This is a genomic window from Pseudomonas sp. LB3P93 (genome assembly GCF_054898025.1).
The window spans coordinates 3,003,892-3,022,359 of record NZ_CM142713.1 but is presented as its reverse complement, the minus strand read 5'-3'; the positions used below and the strand labels follow the sequence as shown (position 1 = coordinate 3,022,359).

Annotated in this window: 23 protein-coding genes; 12 read left to right on the top strand and 11 right to left on the bottom strand. The window is 57.6% G+C overall.

The window, feature by feature from the left end; translation table 11 throughout:
- The first annotated feature begins 193 nt into the window (after positions 1-193).
- Complete coding sequence (locus ACYZT8_RS13755; RefSeq protein ID WP_461981899.1) at positions 194-556, top strand: histone-like nucleoid-structuring protein, MvaT/MvaU family; 363 nt, start codon at positions 194-196, stop codon at positions 554-556.
- Between the two features lie 177 nt (positions 557-733).
- On the opposite strand, the gene ACYZT8_RS13750 is transcribed toward ACYZT8_RS13755, so the two are convergent.
- Positions 734-1,258, bottom strand: a complete 525-nt coding sequence (locus ACYZT8_RS13750; RefSeq protein ID WP_461982464.1) for a DUF4946 domain-containing protein — start codon at positions 1,256-1,258, stop codon at positions 734-736.
- Positions 1,259-1,403: 145 nt separating this feature from the next.
- On the opposite strand from ACYZT8_RS13750, the gene gloA reads away from it, so the two are divergent.
- Entirely contained in the window at positions 1,404-1,925 is a 522-nt protein-coding gene (gloA, locus tag ACYZT8_RS13745; RefSeq protein WP_461981897.1) for a lactoylglutathione lyase, read from the top strand.
- A gap of 109 nt (positions 1,926-2,034) precedes the next feature.
- Here the strand turns inward: gloA and ahpF are convergent, their stop codons facing one another.
- The 3 genes from ahpF to ACYZT8_RS13730 all read right to left on the bottom strand — a co-directional run bounded on the left by ahpF (position 2,035) and on the right by ACYZT8_RS13730 (position 5,376).
- Positions 2,035-3,597 carry an alkyl hydroperoxide reductase subunit F gene (ahpF, locus tag ACYZT8_RS13740; protein ID WP_461981895.1) on the bottom strand — a complete coding sequence of 521 codons (1,563 nt, stop codon included), beginning with the start codon at positions 3,595-3,597 and terminating at the stop codon, positions 2,035-2,037.
- A gap of 126 nt (positions 3,598-3,723) precedes the next feature.
- Positions 3,724-4,287: an alkyl hydroperoxide reductase subunit C gene (gene ahpC / locus ACYZT8_RS13735; RefSeq protein ID WP_010460707.1), complete on the bottom strand. Its 564-nt coding sequence runs from the start codon at positions 4,285-4,287 to the stop codon at positions 3,724-3,726.
- Positions 4,288-4,437: 150 nt separating this feature from the next.
- On the bottom strand, positions 4,438-5,376 hold the full coding sequence (locus ACYZT8_RS13730; RefSeq protein WP_461981893.1) for a site-specific integrase: 939 nt from the start codon (positions 5,374-5,376) through the stop codon (positions 4,438-4,440).
- A gap of 177 nt (positions 5,377-5,553) precedes the next feature.
- Between ACYZT8_RS13730 and ACYZT8_RS13725 the strand changes: the two genes are divergently transcribed.
- Positions 5,554-6,582: a DNA-binding protein gene (locus ACYZT8_RS13725; protein WP_461981891.1), complete on the top strand. Its 1,029-nt coding sequence runs from the start codon at positions 5,554-5,556 to the stop codon at positions 6,580-6,582.
- On the opposite strand, the gene gorA is transcribed toward ACYZT8_RS13725, so the two are convergent.
- The 4 genes from gorA to galU form a co-directional block, all read right to left on the bottom strand.
- Positions 6,579-7,937, bottom strand: coding sequence for a glutathione-disulfide reductase (gorA, locus tag ACYZT8_RS13720; RefSeq protein ID WP_461981889.1), 1,359 nt, complete (start codon positions 7,935-7,937; stop codon positions 6,579-6,581). The genes ACYZT8_RS13725 and gorA overlap by 4 nt on opposite strands.
- A gap of 107 nt (positions 7,938-8,044) precedes the next feature.
- A complete protein-coding gene (locus ACYZT8_RS13715) occupies positions 8,045-9,211 on the bottom strand; it encodes an MFS transporter (protein ID WP_461981887.1) in 1,167 nt (388 codons plus the stop codon).
- The gene (locus ACYZT8_RS13710) at positions 9,205-9,573 is read right to left on the bottom strand and encodes an MFS transporter (RefSeq protein ID WP_461981885.1); all 369 of its coding nucleotides are present in this window, start codon (positions 9,571-9,573) and stop codon (positions 9,205-9,207) included. The genes ACYZT8_RS13715 and ACYZT8_RS13710 overlap by 7 nt, the downstream gene beginning before the upstream one ends.
- Positions 9,574-9,806: 233 nt before the next feature.
- Positions 9,807-10,646 carry a UTP--glucose-1-phosphate uridylyltransferase GalU gene (galU, locus tag ACYZT8_RS13705; protein WP_010460715.1) on the bottom strand — a complete coding sequence of 280 codons (840 nt, stop codon included), beginning with the start codon at positions 10,644-10,646 and terminating at the stop codon, positions 9,807-9,809.
- A gap of 258 nt (positions 10,647-10,904) precedes the next feature.
- Here galU and ACYZT8_RS13700 point away from each other — a divergent pair, with 258 nt between their 5' ends.
- Together ACYZT8_RS13700 and ACYZT8_RS13695 are read left to right on the top strand one after the other, a co-directional pair.
- The gene (locus ACYZT8_RS13700) at positions 10,905-11,093 is read left to right on the top strand and encodes a hypothetical protein (RefSeq protein WP_461981883.1); all 189 of its coding nucleotides are present in this window, start codon (positions 10,905-10,907) and stop codon (positions 11,091-11,093) included.
- 139 nt (positions 11,094-11,232) lie between these two features.
- Positions 11,233-11,514, top strand: a complete 282-nt coding sequence (locus tag ACYZT8_RS13695) for a hypothetical protein (protein ID WP_461981881.1) — start codon at positions 11,233-11,235, stop codon at positions 11,512-11,514.
- An 11-nt stretch (positions 11,515-11,525) separates the two neighbouring features.
- On the opposite strand, the gene ACYZT8_RS13690 is transcribed toward ACYZT8_RS13695, so the two are convergent.
- Both ACYZT8_RS13690 and ACYZT8_RS13685 read right to left on the bottom strand, forming a co-directional pair.
- Positions 11,526-11,756: a hypothetical protein gene (locus tag ACYZT8_RS13690; protein WP_108591780.1), complete on the bottom strand. Its 231-nt coding sequence runs from the start codon at positions 11,754-11,756 to the stop codon at positions 11,526-11,528.
- 72 nt (positions 11,757-11,828) lie between these two features.
- Positions 11,829-12,185: a hypothetical protein gene (locus ACYZT8_RS13685; protein ID WP_461981879.1), complete on the bottom strand. Its 357-nt coding sequence runs from the start codon at positions 12,183-12,185 to the stop codon at positions 11,829-11,831.
- Between the two features lie 212 nt (positions 12,186-12,397).
- On the opposite strand from ACYZT8_RS13685, the gene ACYZT8_RS13680 reads away from it, so the two are divergent.
- The 6 genes from ACYZT8_RS13680 to ada all read left to right on the top strand — a co-directional run bounded on the left by ACYZT8_RS13680 (position 12,398) and on the right by ada (position 16,067).
- Complete coding sequence (locus ACYZT8_RS13680; protein ID WP_007946189.1) at positions 12,398-12,700, top strand: DUF1883 domain-containing protein; 303 nt, start codon at positions 12,398-12,400, stop codon at positions 12,698-12,700.
- A 29-nt stretch (positions 12,701-12,729) separates the two neighbouring features.
- The gene (locus tag ACYZT8_RS13675) at positions 12,730-12,906 is read left to right on the top strand and encodes a hypothetical protein (RefSeq protein WP_156363902.1); all 177 of its coding nucleotides are present in this window, start codon (positions 12,730-12,732) and stop codon (positions 12,904-12,906) included.
- 131 nt (positions 12,907-13,037) lie between these two features.
- Positions 13,038-13,544 (top strand): methylated-DNA--[protein]-cysteine S-methyltransferase, encoded by a 507-nt coding sequence (locus ACYZT8_RS13670; protein WP_461981877.1) that lies wholly within the window; start codon positions 13,038-13,040, stop codon positions 13,542-13,544.
- Positions 13,541-14,245, top strand: coding sequence for a 2OG-Fe(II) oxygenase (locus tag ACYZT8_RS13665; RefSeq protein ID WP_461981875.1), 705 nt, complete (start codon positions 13,541-13,543; stop codon positions 14,243-14,245). Before ACYZT8_RS13670 ends, ACYZT8_RS13665 begins: the two co-directional genes overlap by 4 nt.
- Positions 14,235-14,915, top strand: a complete 681-nt coding sequence (gene alkB / locus ACYZT8_RS13660) for a DNA oxidative demethylase AlkB (protein WP_461982462.1) — start codon at positions 14,235-14,237, stop codon at positions 14,913-14,915. The genes ACYZT8_RS13665 and alkB overlap by 11 nt, the downstream gene beginning before the upstream one ends.
- Before the next feature lie 87 nt (positions 14,916-15,002).
- Positions 15,003-16,067, top strand: a complete 1,065-nt coding sequence (gene ada / locus ACYZT8_RS13655) for a bifunctional DNA-binding transcriptional regulator/O6-methylguanine-DNA methyltransferase Ada (protein WP_461981873.1) — start codon at positions 15,003-15,005, stop codon at positions 16,065-16,067.
- Here ada and acuI read toward each other — a convergent pair whose 3' ends face one another.
- Complete coding sequence (gene acuI, locus ACYZT8_RS13650; protein ID WP_461981871.1) at positions 16,068-17,051, bottom strand: acrylyl-CoA reductase (NADPH); 984 nt, start codon at positions 17,049-17,051, stop codon at positions 16,068-16,070.
- Between the two features lie 239 nt (positions 17,052-17,290).
- Between acuI and ACYZT8_RS13645 the strand changes: the two genes are divergently transcribed.
- Entirely contained in the window at positions 17,291-18,355 is a 1,065-nt protein-coding gene (locus ACYZT8_RS13645) for an NAD(P)H-dependent flavin oxidoreductase (protein ID WP_461981869.1), read from the top strand.
- Positions 18,356-18,468: the final 113 nt, after the last annotated feature.

The window sequence follows — 18,468 nt, the reverse complement described above, 5'->3', positions numbered from 1 at the left end:
AATTGAATCAAAAGACTACTGTTGTTACATGAAGAAAAAGACAGGATTTACTCTTGGCCAATTAACTACTACAATTTTTCATGCCTGTGCAAGATTGACAGGTGAGCCACTATCACCGAGTCGCTTCAAGGCTCTTGGCTTATAGCTTTGTTTGCGGTTGGTATCAGCCAAACACACTATTGGAGTAATGAATTTGTCCAGACTCGCTGAATTTCGTGCCGCTGAAAAGGCCCTTCAAGAACAGCTCAAGCAGCTGGAATCGCTGAAGAATGATGCCGGGCTCAAGAAAGAAATCGAATTCGAAGAAAAGCTCCAGGGGCTGATGAAAACCTACGGCAAAAGCCTGCGCGACATCATCGCAATCCTCGATCCGAACCCGGCAAAATCCGGCCTGCAGACAGCAGCCCCTAAAACCCGCCGCGCTCGCGTGGTCAAGGTTTATCATAACCCGCACACCGGCGAACTGATTGAAACCAAGGGTGGCAACCACCGCGGCTTGAAAGCCTGGAAGGAACAGTACGGTGCCGCTACCGTTGATTCCTGGCTGCGAGGCTAAGCACTCGCGGTGATAAAAGAAGCCCTGCCAACGCAGGGCTTTTTTTATGAACACCTTCTAAATGCAACGAAGGGAGACGATCAACTCGCTACTTGTCGACTCAACTTTGTGCTTAATCCATTTGGGTATCTAAAAATTTCGGATCGCGCTGAAATCCGCAGTCATGCAAATCGTCAGCTAAAGTTTCAAGCTGTTACGAGCTGCTGCTATTTCGTCCTGACTTGCCTTATAAGCCTCGGCCTGCCCCGCGTAGGAAAGAACATAGGCTTTATCGGCATCCACCGCCGCGACCAATGTTTGCGACAGCACATGTCGACCATTCTGAGTAATCGTGCAGGTAGTTTCCAACCCCGATAAGCGGCTCAAGGGTGCCGGATGAATTTTGTTGCAGACACTTTGATAGCCGCTTTGAAAAAAGTCCTTCTGCACCGACTTGCGCATTTCCAGCAACACGCCTTCCAGATTGACCTGATGACCGCTTTCTACTGGAGTCATGGTCAATTCCATTACCAGCACCGGTGTCCCGCCCTGGTCGACTTTCACCGCGCGCTGCCGGACAACCTCTGGTTTGGCGTCATCTTGCGGCACGGCTTCGACCTCCCAGCCATTCGGCCAGGTCACCACCGGCGCATCCGCATGAGCGCTGGCAACGCCTGACAACAGGCAAACAAGGACCAACGTCGATTTACAGAATCGGATCATTGCAATGAACACTCACGGATAGAACCGTAAAGTCTGAGCCTCACCCGTCTGTCAGGCAAGAGCCGACTGTTTGCGTTTGGTGATGTCCCAGCCCTTGCGTATTATTGTCGCCATTCGTTAGCCCCACTTATTTTCCGGAGGGCCCATGAGCCTGCACGAATTGAACACTTTCCCCGGCGTGACCGCTCAACCTGACACCGCCACCCAGAAGTTCGTCTTCAACCACACCATGCTGCGGGTCAAGGACATCACCAAGTCCCTGGATTTCTACACGCGTATCCTGGGTTTTTCGCTGGTAGAAAAACGCGACTTCCCGGAAGCTGAATTCAGCCTGTACTTCCTGGCCCTGGTCGATAAAAACCAGATTCCGGCTGACGCTGCTGCTCGTACCGAATGGATGAAATCGATTCCCGGCATTCTCGAACTCACCCACAACCACGGCACCGAAAACGACGCGGACTTCGCCTACCACAACGGCAACACCGACCCTCGCGGCTTCGGCCATATCTGCATCTCCGTACCGGACATCCGTGCTGCTTGCGAACGTTTCGAAGTGCTGGGCTGCGATTTCCAGAAACGCCTGAACGACGGCCGCATGAAGAGCCTGGCGTTCATCAAAGACCCGGATGCGTACTGGGTCGAAATCATCCAACCAGCCCCGATGTAAAAAGTTCGCTGCCACTGATCGTTCCCACGCTCTGCGTGGGAACGATCAGTTTCAGGCACAAAAAACCCCATGATCACTCATGGGGTTTTTGTGTTTTCAGCGTCGGCGTTTAGGCCGGTGCCGACGTGCGGATCAGGTGATCAAATGCGCTCAGCGAAGCCTTGGCGCCCTCGCCCACCGCAATCACGATCTGCTTGTACGGCACAGTGGTGACGTCACCGGCAGCGAATACGCCCGGCATCGACGTTTCACCACGGGCATCGACGATGATCTCGCCGCGAGGCGACAGTTCGATGGTGCCTTTGAGCCAATCGGTATTGGGCAGCAAACCGATCTGCACGAAGATCCCTTCCAGCTCGACGTTGCGCAATTCATCCGACTGACGATCCTTGTAACGCAAACCGTTGACCTTCTGACCGTCGCCCAGCACTTCAGTGGTTTGCGCACTGGTAATGACGGTGACGTTCGGCAGACTGTGCAACTTACGCTGCAACACCGCGTCAGCGCGAAGCTGTACATCAAACTCCAGCAACGTGACATGAGCCACGATACCGGCCAGGTCGATGGCTGCTTCGACGCCGGAGTTACCGCCGCCAATTACTGCCACGCGCTTGCCTTTGAACAGCGGACCGTCACAGTGCGGGCAGTACGCCACGCCTTTGTTACGGTATTGCTGCTCGCCCGGGACGTTCATTTCACGCCACCGCGCACCGGTCGCGAGGATCACGGTTTTGGCTTTCAGGGTCGCGCCGCTGGCGAAGTGGATTTCGTGCAGCTCACCACTTTTGCCCGGCACCAACTTGTCGGCGCGTTGCAGGTTCATGATGTCGACGTCGTATTGCTTGACGTGTTCTTCCAGCGCCACGGCCAGTTTCGGCCCTTCGGTTTCCTGCACGGAGATGAAGTTCTCGATGGCCATGGTGTCGAGCACCTGCCCACCAAAACGTTCAGCCGCCACACCGGTGCGGATGCCTTTACGAGCGGCGTAGATCGCAGCCGATGCACCCGCCGGGCCACCGCCGACGACCAATACGTCGAAGGCTTCCTTGGCGCTGATCTTCTCGGCTTGACGCTCGATACCGCTGGTGTCGATCTTGGCGAGGATTTCTTCCAGGCCCATGCGGCCCTGGCCGAAGTTCACGCCGTTCAGGTAAATGCTTGGTACGGCCATGATCTGACGATCATCGACTTCAGCCTGGAACAGCGCGCCGTCGATGGCGACGTGGCGGATGTTCGGGTTCAGTACCGCCATCAGGTTCAGCGCCTGGACAACATCCGGGCAGTTCTGGCAGGACAGCGAGAAGTACGTCTCGAAGCTGAATTCACCTTTGATCGAACGGATCTGTTCGATCACTTCAACGCTGGCCTTCGAAGGGTGTCCGCCGACTTGCAGCAAAGCCAGCACCAAGGACGTGAATTCGTGGCCCATGGGGATGCCGGCAAAACGCAGGCTGATATCGGCACCCGGGCGGTTGATCGAGAACGATGGTTTGCGGGCATCGTCACCGTTATCGAGCAAGGTAATCTGGTTGGAAAGACTGGCAACGTCTTTGAGTAATGCGAGCATTTCCTGGGATTTCGCACCGTCGTCGAGGGAGGCAATGATCTCGATCGGCTGAGTGACCCGTTCCAGGTATGACTTCAACTGGGCTTTAAGATTGGCGTCCAACATACGGGCGATTTCCTTTTTGAATTCGTAAAAAAAAACGCCCGAGCGAATCTCGCCCGGGCGTTTTTGAGGGCGGTTGCAGCTTACTTAGGTGCGGAAACCCGCCCTGATAATGCTTTTGTCACAGACTTAGATCTTGCCGACCAGGTCCAGGGACGGAGCCAGAGTGGCCTCGCCTTCTTTCCACTTGGCTGGGCAAACCTGGCCTGGGTGAGCAGCGACGTATTGAGCAGCCTTGATTTTGCGCAGCAGCTCGGAAGCGTCACGGCCAACGCCGCCATCGTTCAGTTCAACGATTTTGATCTGGCCTTCAGGGTTGATCACGAAGGTGCCACGGTCAGCCAGGCCAGCGTCTTCGATCAGCACGTCGAAGTTGCGGGAGATGGCGTGAGTCGGGTCGCCGATCATGGTGTACTGGATTTTGCCGATGGCTGGCGAAGTGTTGTGCCAGGCAGCGTGAGCAAAGTGGGTGTCGGTGGAAACGCTGTAGATTTCGACGCCCAGTTTCTGGAACGCGTCGTAGTTGTCAGCCAGGTCTTCCAGTTCGGTCGGGCAAACGAAGGTGAAGTCGGCTGGGTAGAAGAACACGACAGACCACTTGCCTTTCAGGTCAGCGTCCGACACTTTTACGAAGTCGCCATTTTTGAAGGCGTCAGCTTTGAACGGTTTAACTTGGCTGTTGATGATAGGCATCGATGACTCTCCGTCAGGGTTGAAAAGTTTGGTTGAGAAGTTGATGGGGTGAATCCTACCCACTCGATCGCCGCCTGGCTCATTGGCAAAGCTCATGCTGCTGATTGGTTTTCGCTATTAGCGGACAGTATTAATAGAAGAAAACGGTATCTAGGGCGCCAATGGCTTTTCAGCGACTCGGGCCATCCCGAGAAACGGGCCGGCTTCAACATAGCGCATGGCCGACTTCACATCCTTCCAGCCCACATAATTCATCAACGATTTCAGATCCCAACCGCTCTGATGGGCCCAGCTGGCAAAACCGCGTCGCAGGGAATGGCTGGTGTAGTGGTCGGCGGCGATACCGGCACGTTCCAGAGCCTGGCGCAGCAACGGGATCACGCTATTGGCGTGCAAGCCCTCCTCGCTCAAGTGCCCCCAGCGATCGATTCCGCGGAACACCGGCCCACGGACCAGTGCGGCTTCCGTGATCCATTGGATGTAGGCGTTAACTGGGCAGAGTCGCTGCAACGCCGGAGTCTGGTAAGTCTTGCCGAGGTTTTCGCGATCGCTCTTGCTGCGCGGCAGGTAGAGGGTGATGCCTGAACCGGCGCTCGCCTGCACGTGTTCGATCTGGACGCGGCACAACTCATCACTGCGAAAGCCACGCCAGAAGCCCAGCAAGATCAGCGCGGTGTCGCGCCTGGCGCGAAGCAATCCCGGCTGATCGTTTTGCGCCTTGGCGGTTTGCGCCTCCTGTTCCAGCCACGCTACCACTTGCTCCAGATGCTGGAGCTGCAAAGGCTCGGCCTGTTTCTCCTGCGCCGGGTGCAACGCCCGAATGCCCTTGAAGACCTTGCGCACCACCGGTGACTTGGTGGGATCGGCGAAACCCTGGCTGTTATGCCACTGCGCCAATGCCGACAACCGCAGTTTCAACGTATTGATCGACAGTACGCCCGCATGAGCCACGAGATAACGCGCCACGCTGTCGCTGGTCGCAGGCAGGAAACCACCCCAACTGACTTCGAAGTGTTCGATGGCCGCTCGGTAGCTGCGACGAGTGTTGTCGCGGGTGGCGGCTTGCAGGTAGCGATCCAGATCGGTCATGGGCTCAATTCTCTAAACGTACCGCTTTAGCGGAGTAAAACCTGTCGCATGGCGTATCACACGGGGTAATACCAGTATATCCCGCATCAATAACTTACATTTTTTATCTTAATAAACATAATGGTACACTGTGTACTTTAGTGGCATGTACCACAGTACGAAATCGTAGGAGAACACATGGCTCGTGGCGGCGTAAATAAAGCGGTAGTGCAGGCGGCACGTTTGGCAATCCTCGCCCGCGGCGAAAACCCCAGCATCGACGCAGTACGGATCGAGATGGGCAATACCGGCTCGAAAACCACCATTCACCGCTATCTGAAGGAGCTGGATGACGGCAGCGAACGCGCCGAAACGCCTTCAGAGCCCATCGATGATGAGCTGGCAGGGCTGGTCTCGCGCCTGGCGCAACGCCTCAAGGAGCAGGCGCAAGAACCCATCGATCAGGCTCGCGCGCAGTTCGATCAGCAACGAAAAGAATTGGAAATCCAGCTGACTGAAGCCCGGCAAGCCAACACTGAATTGCACCAGCAATACGAGATTCAAAGCCTGGCCCTGACTCAAGAGTCCGAGGCCCTGCAAGAAACCGGCTCCATGCTGCAAACCGAGCAAACGCGCAACGCCGGACTGAATCAGGCGCTGGCCGATTTCGAACTGCGCTTGCAAGACAAGGATGAGCAGATCCGCTCACTGGAAGAAAAGCACCTGCACGCACGCGATGCCCTGGAACACTACCGCAACGCCGTCAAAGAACAGCGTGAGCAGGAGCAAAGCCGGCACGAAGGCCAGGTGCAGCAGATTCAGATGGAATTGCGTCAGGCCCAGCAAAGCGCATTGGTGCGTCAGGATGAGATCACGCAACTGCACCGCGACAATGAGCGCCTGCTCACCGAGAACCGTGGAACGCTACGTGAACTGGGGCTGTTGCAGGAGCAACTCAAACACACCCACAGCCGCCAGGATCAACTGCTGGAGCAGGTCAACCGCATCGACAGCGAACGCACCCTCCTCCAGGAACGCTTGCGCGCCGCCCTGCTGGAAAGTCAGTCGCTCAAGCAGAGCGTCGACGAGCAGTCGCAGATAAATAAAGGGCTGGAAGTCGAACTGCTCAAGACTCAGGCGAGCCTCGATGAAAGCCTGCGCCTGGCGGCTGTCATTGCAACAGCGCCAGACGCATCAGAGAGCGAAAAAAGCGAAAAGAGCGATTAACCGGCAACCGGCGTACGCATGGTGACGAACTCCTCGGCGGCAGTAGGATGCACGCCGATGGTTTCGTCGAAGTCGCGTTTGGTGGCGCCAGCCTTCAAGGCAATCGCCAGTCCCTGAACGATCTCCCCGGCATCCGGCCCGACCATGTGGCATCCCAGAACCTTGTCGGTCTTGGCATCGACCACAAGCTTCATCAACGTGCGCTCTTGGCATTCGGTCAAGGTCAGCTTCATTGGACGGAAACGGCTTTCGAAAACCTGCACCTCGTGGCCGGCCTCGCGCGCTTCTTCCTCGCTCAAGCCAACCGTGCCGATGTTCGGCAAGCTAAACACGGCGGTCGGGATCATCTTGTAATCCACCGGTCGATATTGCTCAGGCTTGAAGAGTCGACGCGCCACGGCCATGCCTTCAGCCAAGGCGACCGGCGTCAGCTGAACACGGCCGATCACATCGCCAAGCGCCAGGATCGACGGCTCTGCGGTCTGATACTGATCATCGACCTCGACAAAACCTTTCTTGTCGAGTTTGACGCCGGTGTTTTCCAGCCCGAGATTGTCTAGCATCGGGCGGCGACCGGTGGCGTAGAACACACAATCGGCCTCCAGCTCGCGACCATCCTTGAGCGTCACCTTCAGGCTGCCATCGGACTGCTTGTCGATGCGCTCGATGTCAGCGTTGAATTGCAGGTTCATGCCGCGTTTGGTCAGTTCTTCCTGCAAATGTTTGCGTACTGCACCGTCGAAGCCGCGCAGGAACAGCTCACCGCGATACAACAACGTGGTTTCGGCGCCCAGCCCGTGAAAGATCCCGGCGAATTCGACAGCAATGTAACCACCGCCCACCACCAGAACGCGCTTTGGCAGCTCTTTGAGGAAGAACGCCTGGTTGGAACTGATCGCGTGCTCGTGGCCCGGAATCTCCGGGATCTGCGGCCAGCCACCGGTAGCAATCAGGATATTCTTGGCGGTGTAACGCTCGCCGTTGATCTCGACCGTGTTCGGGTCGACGATTTTGGCGTGACCTTCATGCAGGGTCACACCGCTGTTGACCAGCAGGTTGCGATAAATACCGTTCAGTCGATTGATCTCGCGATCCTTGTTGGCGATCAGCGTTGCCCAATCAAACTTCGCTTCGCCCAGCGTCCAGCCAAAGCCCGAAGACTGCTCGAAGTCTTCGGCGAAGTGCGCGCCGTAGACCAGCAACTTCTTCGGCACGCAGCCGACGTTCACACACGTACCGCCCAGGTAACGGCTTTCGGCCACCGCCACTTTCGCGCCATAACCGGCAGCAAAACGCGCAGCCCGTACACCGCCGGAACCGGCGCCAATCACATAAAGGTCAAAATCGTAGGCCATTTTCAATCTCCTCGGCAGGCAACCAGCATACCCGCAGAAGCTTATTGAGCAAGCTTCTGCCGTAATGCAGATGGACAACACCAAGCGTTCGAGCCTTACGCTTTCGATCAATGACATTCTGCCGGTTGAGCTTTTGGTAACCGTAGCGTGCGCCAGGCGATCAGAATCGCCATGAGCGCCAGGCCGAAAGCGACCCACGAAACTAAAGCGATTCCACCTTCAAATGCACTTCCTGCCTGCTGCATCAACTGTTGTGCCTGATCACCCGGCAGACCTGACGCCACATGATGAGCACCAGACAGCGTCTCACTTGCCAGCGTCGTCTGAATGTCGCTCAAAAACGCCGGAAGCTGCAGGCCTGCGCGGTAGTAGGCCGTAACCAGACCACCAAGCACGGTCGTTCCCAGCACCACGCCTACTTCATAAGCGGTTTCACTGATGGCGGAAGCGGCGCCCGCCTTTGCCGGCGGTGCTGCCGACAAGATCACGTCATTGGAAACCGTCGCGATAGCGCCTACTCCGATGTTCAGCAACGCGAACGCCGCTACCAACGCCGCGAGGCTGCTGCCCATGCTGGCCACCAGCAAAAACGCCGCGCCGGCAAAGGCCATCAGAACTGGTATCAACACATGCACGGGTACCCGCTGTGCGACCGGCACGACCGCCATTCCGACCACGATCGCCATGATTTGCCCCGGCACCAACGCCAGACTCGCACTCAAGGGCGACATCTGAAGGACAATCTGCAAGAACTGAGTGGTGAAGAAAACGAAGCCGACGAGGAACGCAAGACTCATCAGGTTGATCAGAACAGACCCGCTGAAGGTGCCGTTGCGAAACAGGGTCATATCCATCAGGGGTACAGGAAGACGCAACTGCCGCCGCACGAACATCCAGCCCGCCAATGCACCGACCAAAAAGGTGCCCAGCACGACCCCGTCAACACCCTCACTGGCGCCATGTTTGATACCGTAAACGATGCCACCCAGTGCGACCATCGACTGGAGAATGCTGATCGGATCCAGCGGACCCGACGCATCACGCTCCGATTCCGGGAGCAATAGCGGTCCCAATACCAACAATGGAATCAGGACTGGTACCGCCAACAGAAAAATCGCGCCCCAATCAAAGAACTGCAGCAACACCCCGCCCACCAAAGGCCCCAGTGCCGAACCGACGGTCAACGTCGTTACCCAGATCGCTACCGCCAGCCTACGCTCTTCTCGATCCTCAAATACCGAACGTATCAAAGCCAACGTCGAGGGCATCAGCATGCACCAAAAACCCCCATACAAGCCCGCCCGGCAATCAGTTGCGTGGCGGTATCGGAATACGCGGTTAGCACCGACACAATGGCAAAACCCAAGGACCCGGCCAGCAACAACTTACGATGACCGATTCGATCTCCCAGACTACCCATCGACACCAGTAATCCCGCCAATACCAGAGAATATGCATCGATCATCCACAACTGCTGGCTAGCACTCGGACGCAGGGCCTCGGCAATTTTTGGTAACGCGAATCCAAGCACCGTATTGTCAACTGTCACCAGCAATACAGGCAGCATCAACACGCTTAGGCCTAACCAACGCTTTGATCTTGCGCCGCTATGAATCCCCTCATCTATCAAACTCATTAGCCAAACTCCCTGTCACCGCAAAAAAAAATTCACGGAGCATTCAGCAATGCTGCCGCGGGCCACCTTGCGCACTCCCTTGCCAAGATTTAGTCAGTTTTATTAATGACAATGCCGAATCAATCGGGCAACAGGAAAAGTATTTCCTGACGGTAACAATCTGCCTTTACGTCGATCAAAAAAAACCCCGAACAAGTCGGGGTTTCATTTAAGTACAAACCAGTCAAGCGTTATCAGTAAGCCTTGCCAGTCTTGTAGAAGTTCTCGAAGCAGAAGTTGGTCGCGTCGATGTAGCCTTCAGCGCCACCGCAGTCGAACCGCTTGCCTTTGAACTTGTAGGCCATGACGCAGCCGTTTTGGGCCTGCTTCATCAGGGCGTCGGTGATCTGGATTTCACCACCCTTGCCTGGCTCGGTTTGTTCGATCAGGTCGAAGATGTCCGGGGTCAGGATGTAACGGCCGATGATCGCCAGGTTCGACGGTGCGTCTTCAGGCTTTGGTTTCTCGACCATGCTGTGAACACGGTAAATGTCGTCGCGGATCATCTCACCGGCAATAACGCCGTACTTGTGAGTTTCTTGCGGATCGACTTCCTGGATGGCAACGATCGAGCAGCGGAACTGCTTGTACAGTTTGACCATCTGGGTCAGTACGCCGTCGCCTTCGAGGTTGACGCACAAGTCATCCGCCAGTACCACGGCGAACGGTTCATCACCGATCAGTGGGCGACCGGTCAGAATCGCGTGGCCCAGGCCTTTCATTTCGGTCTGGCGGGTGTAGGAGAACGAACAGTTGTCGAGCAGCTTGCGGATACCGACCAGGTACTTCTCTTTGTCGGTGCCCTTGATCTGGTTTTCCAGCTCGTAGCTGATGTCGAAGTGGTCTTCCAGGGCGCGCTTGCCGCGACCGGTGACGATGGAGATTTCAGTCAAACCAGCGTCCAGTGCTTCTTCGACGCCGTACTGGATCAGTGGCTTGTTTACCACCGGCAGCATTTCTTTGGGCATGGCTTTAGTCGCTGGCAGGAAGCGAGTACCGTAACCGGCTGCTGGGAACAAGCATTTCTTGATCATATAAGTCCTTGAAAGGGCTGTGTGTACGAGTTTCGGCGCAGTCTAATCAGGCCGCGTGCACCTTACAATGCCCCGCGCTGGCTAACCGATGCCATCATAGAGAAATATTCCCGCGGATAGTTCCATCCGAATTTTTGCGCGGTCAAATCAGCGTAGCTCAAAGAGGCCGACAAACTGGACCACCATACGCTTATCACCCCCCAATGCGAGCATTTGCCGGTATCATGGCGACTTTGAACCAGTGAACGAGACAGATAGATGACCGTAGCAAAAATCATCAACGGGTACACGGTCGACAAAGGAAAAGATGGCCAGTGGCACATTACCGCCGCCAATGGCGAAGATGTTTCCGGGCCGTTACCCACCGAAGCGATGGCGATTGAAGTGGCGTCGGTGCTCGACTACACACCTCCCGCGCCGAAGCGACGCGGCAAGAGTCAGGACTAACCTCTTTCCGCACTCGAAGAGCCCTGCCATCGAGCAGGGCTTTTTTGTGATTGCCTGCAACGAAGTGGCCTTTCGCTATAACCTTTTGCTGCCAGCGCTGTCACAGGCTTAGCCCCATCATCCTGACGACGACAACGACATGACTAAATTTTTGCCCCTGATTGCGATCCTGGCCCTGACCGGCTGCGCCACTTCCGAAAAGACGGTCCTGAACAACGGCGAGCAAGGTCTGTCGATCGACTGCTCCGGCGAAGCCAACTCCTGGGCCACGTGCTATGAAAAAGCCGACGCCTCTTGCGCCGGCACCGGCTACCGGATCGTGGGTACCGACGGCACGCCTTCCACCAAGGAAAGCGACAAGACCCTGGGTGTCGATGTCGGCAACTTCAAGAACCGCAGTGTCGTGGTGGTCTGCAAGTAAGGCGCCCTGCCCTACATGTGAATTTCCGCGAATTTGATCCCGAGACCGCGCACGGTCTCGATCAAATCGTCGAGACGAGCAAACGATTCGACCTCGTCGTTATCGTCCACCAGGAAATAACTGCGCCCGGCGCTTTTCTTGAAAAATACGATCCATTCCCCCGGGTTCGCCGGGTTCTGAATGACGTGGGTGGCAGAGATCAATCCCTCTGCATGGCGTTCCCTTACCTGCTCTCGCTTCATGCTTGACTCCAGAAATGACAATGCCGCCAAAGCATGGCTTTGACGGCATCGGTATGGACGGTGACCAGTCTATCAGCCGGAAATGCACGCATTGGCGGCTTTCTGCACGTCTTTAGGACGCACCGGCACATTGGACATACGCTCATGCAGCTTGATACCGCTGCCACCCGAGCGGTCTTCGATGTCGAACACGGCTGCCGGAGCCGAAGAGAACTTCGCCGGCACGATCACACGCATCCCGTCCTTGTGCGACTCCACTTGCAGGGCGCCACGACTGTCGGCCAGTTTTTCAACCAGGCATTGCGCATACTCATTGGGCTTTTTGCCTGAGATCACGTTCATGGTAGGCAGCGTTTCGTTAATCTCCGAAACACTCGCACAGCCACTCACCACAAATGCCACCGGCAAGACCAACACACCCCACTTCATACAAAACCTCCGATAAAGACCCTCCGACAGCACAAATGCCGATTTTCTCCGAGGCTCACTGCGTTTATCGCTCATAGAATTCCGAATAACTGTTTTTAATTGTCAAAGCGAACCCAGACGACCGGATAATAACCTGTTCGGGCTGATAAACTGCGCCAATCGCCCATGCTATCGTTTTGATTTTGTAGAAAAAGCCCTTCTGGAGGCGCCTCATGAAATTTATCCACCAGCGCGAGCACCTCAACGAAGACGACATCGTCGTCATCCAGTGCTCCCAAACATGCAACATCCGCTTGATGAACGACGCCAACTTTCGCAGCTTCAAGAACGGCGGCCGTCACACGTATCACGGCGGCGCATTCGACACCTTCCCGGCCCGGATCACTGCGCCGAGCACCGGTTTCTGGAACATCACCATCGACACGGTCAACCGCCGGCCAATCAGCGTGACCCGCAAACCGACCCTGACGCACTCGATCAAGATCATCCGTCGCTCCAGCACGAAACTGAGCTGAGTGACGCTCTCACACCAGGAAAGGCAGGTATGACCGTGGCCCAGACGACCAAGTACGTCATCAAATACAAACTCAACGGCGAACGCCGCTTCGAATTTGCCCAGCTCGAAAACGGCACCGAAGAAGAAGCCAAAGCCGCGCTGGACGCCCTTCATGGATCGAGTGAAGACGTCATCAGCGAAATCAGTGTCAGTAAAGCGCTGTAAACGCGACCCGGAGCGACAACAAGGACGTCATGCTCCGCGCCCGATGTGAATTCGACCGCAAGCGCCGGAGTGTTCGCTCCCTTGGCGCTCCCTAGACTGACCACCTCGACCTTTGGTTAAGGAGTCAGAACATGCTTGTTTCCCCGATTCGCACCATCAGCGGCACTTCCAGCCTTGGCGTCTTGATGCTGGCGTTCAGCGCCGAGGGCCTGTGCGCGTTGCTGCTCGGCGACGACTTGATCACGCTGGAGTGGGACCTGGCGCGGCGCTTCCCCGGCCACCCCATCCCGCAGCGCGATGAAGGTTTGATGCCGGCACTGGAGCAAACCCTGCGTTACCTTGAAGACCCGCACACCGCACTCGATCTGCCACTGGATTTGACCGGCAGCGTATTTCAGCGGCGGGTCTGGGAAGTGCTGCGGCAAATCCCCGTCGGCGAAACCGCCAGCTACCGCGATATCGCCCAACGCCTCGGCCAGCCCAGCGCCTTTCGGGCGGTGGCGAATGCCTGTGGAGCCAACCCGGTGGCCGTTATCGTGCCTTGCCATCGGGTGCTGCGCCAGGACGGCAGCCTCGGCGGCTATCGCTGGGGACTGGAGCGCAAACGGCAGTTGCTGGATCGCGAGGCTCAACGATGAGCGAACAAACCTTCGATGCGCTGGACTGGGCAACCCTGGAGCAACAGCTCAATCAGGATGGCTGCGCCGTCATCAGGTCCCTGTTGAGTGCGCAAGCCTGCGACAACATCAGCGCCCTATACGCCCAGCCAGCGCCCTTTCGCTCTCAAGTGATAATGGCTCGTCACGGATTTGGTCGCGGCGAGTACAAGTACTTTAAATACCCGTTGCCTGAAGCGGTCGCCCGTTTGCGCAGCGCGCTCTACCCGCGACTGGTGCCGATTGCCAATCGCTGGTACGAATGCATGGACCTGCCGACCCGATTCCCCGACACCCACGAAGCGTTTCTGCAACGCTGCCATGCCGCCGGTCAGGAGCGCCCGACTCCGTTATTGCTGCAATATGGCCCGCAGGACTACAACTGTTTGCATCAGGATCTGTACGGCGAACACGTGTTCCCGCTGCAAGTGGCGATTCTTCTGTCAGATCCGGACGAAGATTTCTCCGGCGGCGAGTTTGTGTTGACCGAACAACGCCCGCGGATGCAGTCACGCCCTCAGGTGATCGGCCTGAAAAAAGGCGATGGTGTGATCTTTGCGGTCAGCCAGCGACCGGTCAAAGGCGTTCGCGGCTATTACCGAGTGACGATGCGTCATGGCGTGAGTCGCTTGCACAGCGGAAAACGGAATACCCTTGGAATCATCTTTCACGATGCGTTATGACCCCATGAGCCCGACCACCCTGGATTTGTTTGCCGACGCCGAGCCCGAGCAGAAGCCCAGACGCGAGCAGATCGGTGAGCAGTCCTGCGTCTTGCGCGGCTTTGCACTGCCTCGGCTGGATCAGTTGCTGCCCGCACTGGAAGCGGTTCTGACGGCCGCACCGTTTCGGCAGATGATCACGCCCGGCGGCTTCACCATGTCGGTGGCCTTGAGCAGTTGCGGCACCTGGGGCTGGACCACGGATCGCAGCGGCTACAAGTACACGCGCAACGACCCACAGACCGGGCAACCCTGGCCCGAGATGCCCGACGTGTTTTTTGAACTGGCACAAGCCGCGGCACGGGAAGCCGGATTTGCGGATTTTGTTCCGGACTCCTGCCTGATCAACCGCTATGTCCCTGGGGCGAAGATGTCATTGCACCAGGACAAGGACGAAGGTTCCTACGCAGCACCGATCGTTTCGGTGTCACTTGGGCTGCCTGCCATCTTCCTGTTCGGCGGTTTTGAACGAAGCGACAAAAGCCAACGCTTACCGCTGCTGCATGGCGATATCGTGGTCTGGGGCGGCGTTGATCGCTTGCGTTATCACGGCGTCCTGCCGATCAAGGACGGTCATCACCCGCGCCTGGGTGAACAACGGATCAACTTCACCTTTCGAACCGCCGGATGAAGCCCTCGAATTCAACCGCAAGACTCGGGGTGCAGCGGTTTTGCAGGCTGGTTAATCTGAAGGAAACGGGTCAACGGACATGAAGCCATGACAACTCATTCGACCAAGCTTGCCACCGAAAACGATCCGCGCTGGGCCGCCGTCGTTGCACGGGATCCCGGTGCCGACGGGCAGTTTGTCTATGCGGTGAAAACCACTGGAATCTATTGCCGCCCCAGCAGCCTGGCACGCTTGCCGAACCCGCAGAATGTCGAATTTTTCGACACGGCGGAACAAGCCCAGGCGGCGGGTTATCGTCCGAGCAAACGGGCCACAAAGGATCAAAGCGACGTCGCCGCACAACACGCGGCAACTGTGGCCGCCGCCTGCCGGTACATCGAGTCCGCCGACGTTCTGCCTGCGCTGACCGAATTGGCAGGCGCAGTGGGGCTGAGCAGCTTCCACTTCCATCGAGTGTTCAAAGCCGTGACCGGGCTGACACCCAAGGGTTACGCCAGCGCCCACCGCTCGCGCAAGGTTCGCGAACGCCTGGCCGATGGCGGCTCGGTCACCGACGCGTTGTATGACGCCGGTTTCAACTCCAACAGTCGCTTCTATGAGTCGGCAGATCAGCTGCTGGGCATGAAACCTGGGGACTACCGCGCCGCGGGCCAGAATAACGACATCCGTTTTGCCGTCGGCCAGTGTTCCCTGGGGGCGATTCTGGTGGCGCAAAGTGAACGCGGCGTTTGCGCGATTCTGTTGGGGGACGATCCGCATCAACTGGTCTGCGATCTGCAGGACAAGTTTCGGCGCGCCAACCTGATTGGCGCTGATCACGAGTTCGAGCAGTTGATCGCCAAGGTTGTCGGTTTTATCGAAGCCCCGGCCATAGGTCTGGACTTACCGTTGGACGTACGCGGTACGGCGTTTCAGGAGCGGGTCTGGCAAGCGCTACGGGAGATTCCTGCTGGCAGCACCGCGAGCTACGCCGATATCGCTCAGCGTATCGGCGCTCCCAAAGCCATGCGCGCGGTGGCGCAGGCCTGTGGCGCGAACAGTATTGCGGTGGCGATTCCGTGCCACCGCGTAGTGCGCAGCGACGGCAATCTCTCGGGCTATCGCTGGGGGGTGGAACGCAAGCGTCAGTTGCTGGAACGCGAGACTCGCTAATCAGCGATTCACATCGACCACCACCCGCCCGCGCAATTGCCCGGCGAGCAAGCGCGGCGCGGCGTCGAGGGCTTCGCTCAAGCCGATTTCATGGCTGATCAGCGGCAGCAATGCGAAATCCAGATCCTTGGCCAGGCGATTCCAGGCCTGCACCCGTTTGGCTTTGGGCTGGGTCACGCTGTTGATCCCGGCCAATGTCACGCCGCGCAAAATGAACGGCGCGACGGAGGCCGGAAAGTCCATGCCTTGTGCCAACCCACACGCGGCGACCGTTCCATTGGCCTTGGTGCTGGCGCAGGCGTTGGCCAACGTGTGGCTGCCAACCGAGTCGATCACCGCCGCCCAGCGTTCCTTGGCCAACGGCTTGCCCGGTTCGGAAAGCGTGGCGCGATCGATGATTTCGCTGGCACCCAGTTGCTTGAGGTAATCGTGCTCGGAGGTGCGGCCAGTGGACGCTACAACCTTATAGCCAAGCTTGTTCAACAGCGCGATGGCGAAACTGCCTACCCCGCCGTTGGCACCGGTGACCAGGACTTCGCCCTGCTCAGGCGTTACGCCGTTATGTTCCAGCGCCAGGATGCATAGCATCGCCGTATAACCGGCGGTGCCGATTGCCATGGCTTGGGCCGCAGTGAATTCCTTGGGTAGCGCAATCAGCCAGTCGCCGTTGAGGCGCGCTTTTTGCGCCAGTCCGCCCCAATGCCCTTCGCCCACGCCCCAGCCATTGAGCAGGACCTGGTCACCGACCTTGTAGTCCGGATGACCGCTGACTTCGACCGTACCGGCCAGATCGATCCCCGGCACCATCGGGAATTTCCTGACCACCGGGCTGCTGCCGGTGATCGCCAGGCCATCCTTGAAGTTCAGCGTGCTGTACGCAACGCGCACCGTCACATCGCCCTCAGGCAGTTGATCGTCATTGATCTCTCGCAGTGTGGCCCGGTAACCGCTGTCGTCTTTGTCGATCAAAATACCTTTGAACATCATCGCCTCTCAATGGAATCAATCAGGGGGTGGGGACATTGAAATACCACAAAGAATCATCTCGCCGTACAAGACTTTAAGTTAAACCGCCAAAGCGCCGAGCCTTTCCATGATGTGCCGCTATGTTTTTTTTTCGCGTTTCTGGAACACTGGAAAACGTCCCGGATACAAAAGTCGGCTGGCCCTGCGACAGCCATTGCTGGTAAAAAACCGGTTCTACCCGTCGGAGAATCATTCAAATGAGCCAATGGCCAGACACCCGCATTCTTGACCTGCTCGGCATCGAGTTGCCGATCATCCAGGCGCCCATGGCCGGTGCGACCGGCTCGGCCATGGTCATCGCGGCGAGTAACGCCGGTGGGCTGGGCTCGATGCCCGCCGCAATGCTGAGCATCGAACAGCTGCGCGACGAGCTGAAGACGATCCGTCAACACAGCCAGCGCCCCTTCAACATCAACTATTTTTGCCATCAGACGCCGGCCGCCGATGAGCAACGCGCTCGGGACTGGAAGCATTTGCTGGAGCCGTATTACCGGGAACTGAGCGTCGATTTCGAGGCACCCACGCCGGTGTCTAATCGCGCGCCTTTCGATAACGCTGCCTGCGAAGTGCTCGAAGAATTTCGCCCCGAAGTCGTGAGCTTTCACTTCGGTCTGCCGGAAAAATCGCTGCTGGATCGAGTTAAAGCCACGGGGGCGAAAATTCTCTCTTCGGCGACCACGGTCGAAGAAGCCATCTGGCTGGAACAACATGGCTGCGACGCGATCATCGCCATGGGCTACGAGGCAGGAGGACATCGCGGGATGTTCCTCAGCGATGACTTGAGCAGCCAGGTGGGAACATTCGCCCTCGTGCCTCAGATCGTCGACGCGGTGAAAGTGCCGGTGATTGCAGCGGGCGGGATCAGTGATGCCCGGGGCGTTGCGGCGGCTTTTCTGCTGGGCGCTTCGGCGGTGCAGGTGGGCACGGCTTACCTGTTCACGCCGGAAGCCAAGGTCAGCGCGTCTCACCACAAAGCGTTACGCACGGCCAAGGAAAGCGAGACCGCGGTGACTAACCTATTCACCGGGCGCCCGGCACGGGGGATTCTCAATCGGGTGATGCGCGAACTCGGGCCCATGAGCGATAAAGCCCCGGCCTTCCCTTTGGCCGGTGGTGCGTTGATGCCGTTGCGCGCCAAGGGTGAAGCGGATTTCAGCAACCTCTGGGCCGGGCAGGCGTTCACGTTGGGGGTTGAAATGACCACGGCGGAGCTGACCCGGCGTTTGGCGGAGGAAGGCTTGGCCAAGTTGCTCCGTCGCTAACGCACGCTTTTGTAGCAGCTGCCGAGCAACGCGAGGCTGCGTTCGGCTGCGGAGCAGTCGCAAACCCAGCAACCTCGGTAAACCTGAAAGACCGCGGTGGCTGATTTCACGAT

Coding starts and splice junctions, on each gene's coding strand:
- ACYZT8_RS13695 (WP_461981881.1), top strand. CDS start 11,233: ATGACTAAATTTTTGCCCCTGATTGCGATCCTGGCCCTGACCGGCTGC.
- ahpF (WP_461981895.1), bottom strand. CDS start 3,597: ATGTTGGACGCCAATCTTAAAGCCCAGTTGAAGTCATACCTGGAACGG.
- ACYZT8_RS13665 (WP_461981875.1), top strand. CDS start 13,541: ATGAGCGAACAAACCTTCGATGCGCTGGACTGGGCAACCCTGGAGCAA.
- ACYZT8_RS13645 (WP_461981869.1), top strand. CDS start 17,291: ATGAGCCAATGGCCAGACACCCGCATTCTTGACCTGCTCGGCATCGAG.
- ahpC (WP_010460707.1), bottom strand. CDS start 4,287: ATGCCTATCATCAACAGCCAAGTTAAACCGTTCAAAGCTGACGCCTTC.
- ACYZT8_RS13670 (WP_461981877.1), top strand. CDS start 13,038: ATGCTTGTTTCCCCGATTCGCACCATCAGCGGCACTTCCAGCCTTGGC.
- galU (WP_010460715.1), bottom strand. CDS start 10,646: ATGATCAAGAAATGCTTGTTCCCAGCAGCCGGTTACGGTACTCGCTTC.
- alkB (WP_461982462.1), top strand. CDS start 14,235: ATGCGTTATGACCCCATGAGCCCGACCACCCTGGATTTGTTTGCCGAC.
- ACYZT8_RS13675 (WP_156363902.1), top strand. CDS start 12,730: ATGACCGTGGCCCAGACGACCAAGTACGTCATCAAATACAAACTCAAC.
- gloA (WP_461981897.1), top strand. CDS start 1,404: ATGAGCCTGCACGAATTGAACACTTTCCCCGGCGTGACCGCTCAACCT.
- ACYZT8_RS13730 (WP_461981893.1), bottom strand. CDS start 5,376: ATGACCGATCTGGATCGCTACCTGCAAGCCGCCACCCGCGACAACACT.
- ACYZT8_RS13725 (WP_461981891.1), top strand. CDS start 5,554: ATGGCTCGTGGCGGCGTAAATAAAGCGGTAGTGCAGGCGGCACGTTTG.
- ada (WP_461981873.1), top strand. CDS start 15,003: ATGACAACTCATTCGACCAAGCTTGCCACCGAAAACGATCCGCGCTGG.
- ACYZT8_RS13685 (WP_461981879.1), bottom strand. CDS start 12,185: ATGAAGTGGGGTGTGTTGGTCTTGCCGGTGGCATTTGTGGTGAGTGGC.
- gorA (WP_461981889.1), bottom strand. CDS start 7,937: ATGGCCTACGATTTTGACCTTTATGTGATTGGCGCCGGTTCCGGCGGT.
- ACYZT8_RS13750 (WP_461982464.1), bottom strand. CDS start 1,258: ATGATCCGATTCTGTAAATCGACGTTGGTCCTTGTTTGCCTGTTGTCA.
- ACYZT8_RS13690 (WP_108591780.1), bottom strand. CDS start 11,756: ATGAAGCGAGAGCAGGTAAGGGAACGCCATGCAGAGGGATTGATCTCT.
- ACYZT8_RS13700 (WP_461981883.1), top strand. CDS start 10,905: ATGACCGTAGCAAAAATCATCAACGGGTACACGGTCGACAAAGGAAAA.
- ACYZT8_RS13710 (WP_461981885.1), bottom strand. CDS start 9,573: ATGAGTTTGATAGATGAGGGGATTCATAGCGGCGCAAGATCAAAGCGT.
- acuI (WP_461981871.1), bottom strand. CDS start 17,051: ATGTTCAAAGGTATTTTGATCGACAAAGACGACAGCGGTTACCGGGCC.
- ACYZT8_RS13715 (WP_461981887.1), bottom strand. CDS start 9,211: ATGCTGATGCCCTCGACGTTGGCTTTGATACGTTCGGTATTTGAGGAT.
- ACYZT8_RS13680 (WP_007946189.1), top strand. CDS start 12,398: ATGAAATTTATCCACCAGCGCGAGCACCTCAACGAAGACGACATCGTC.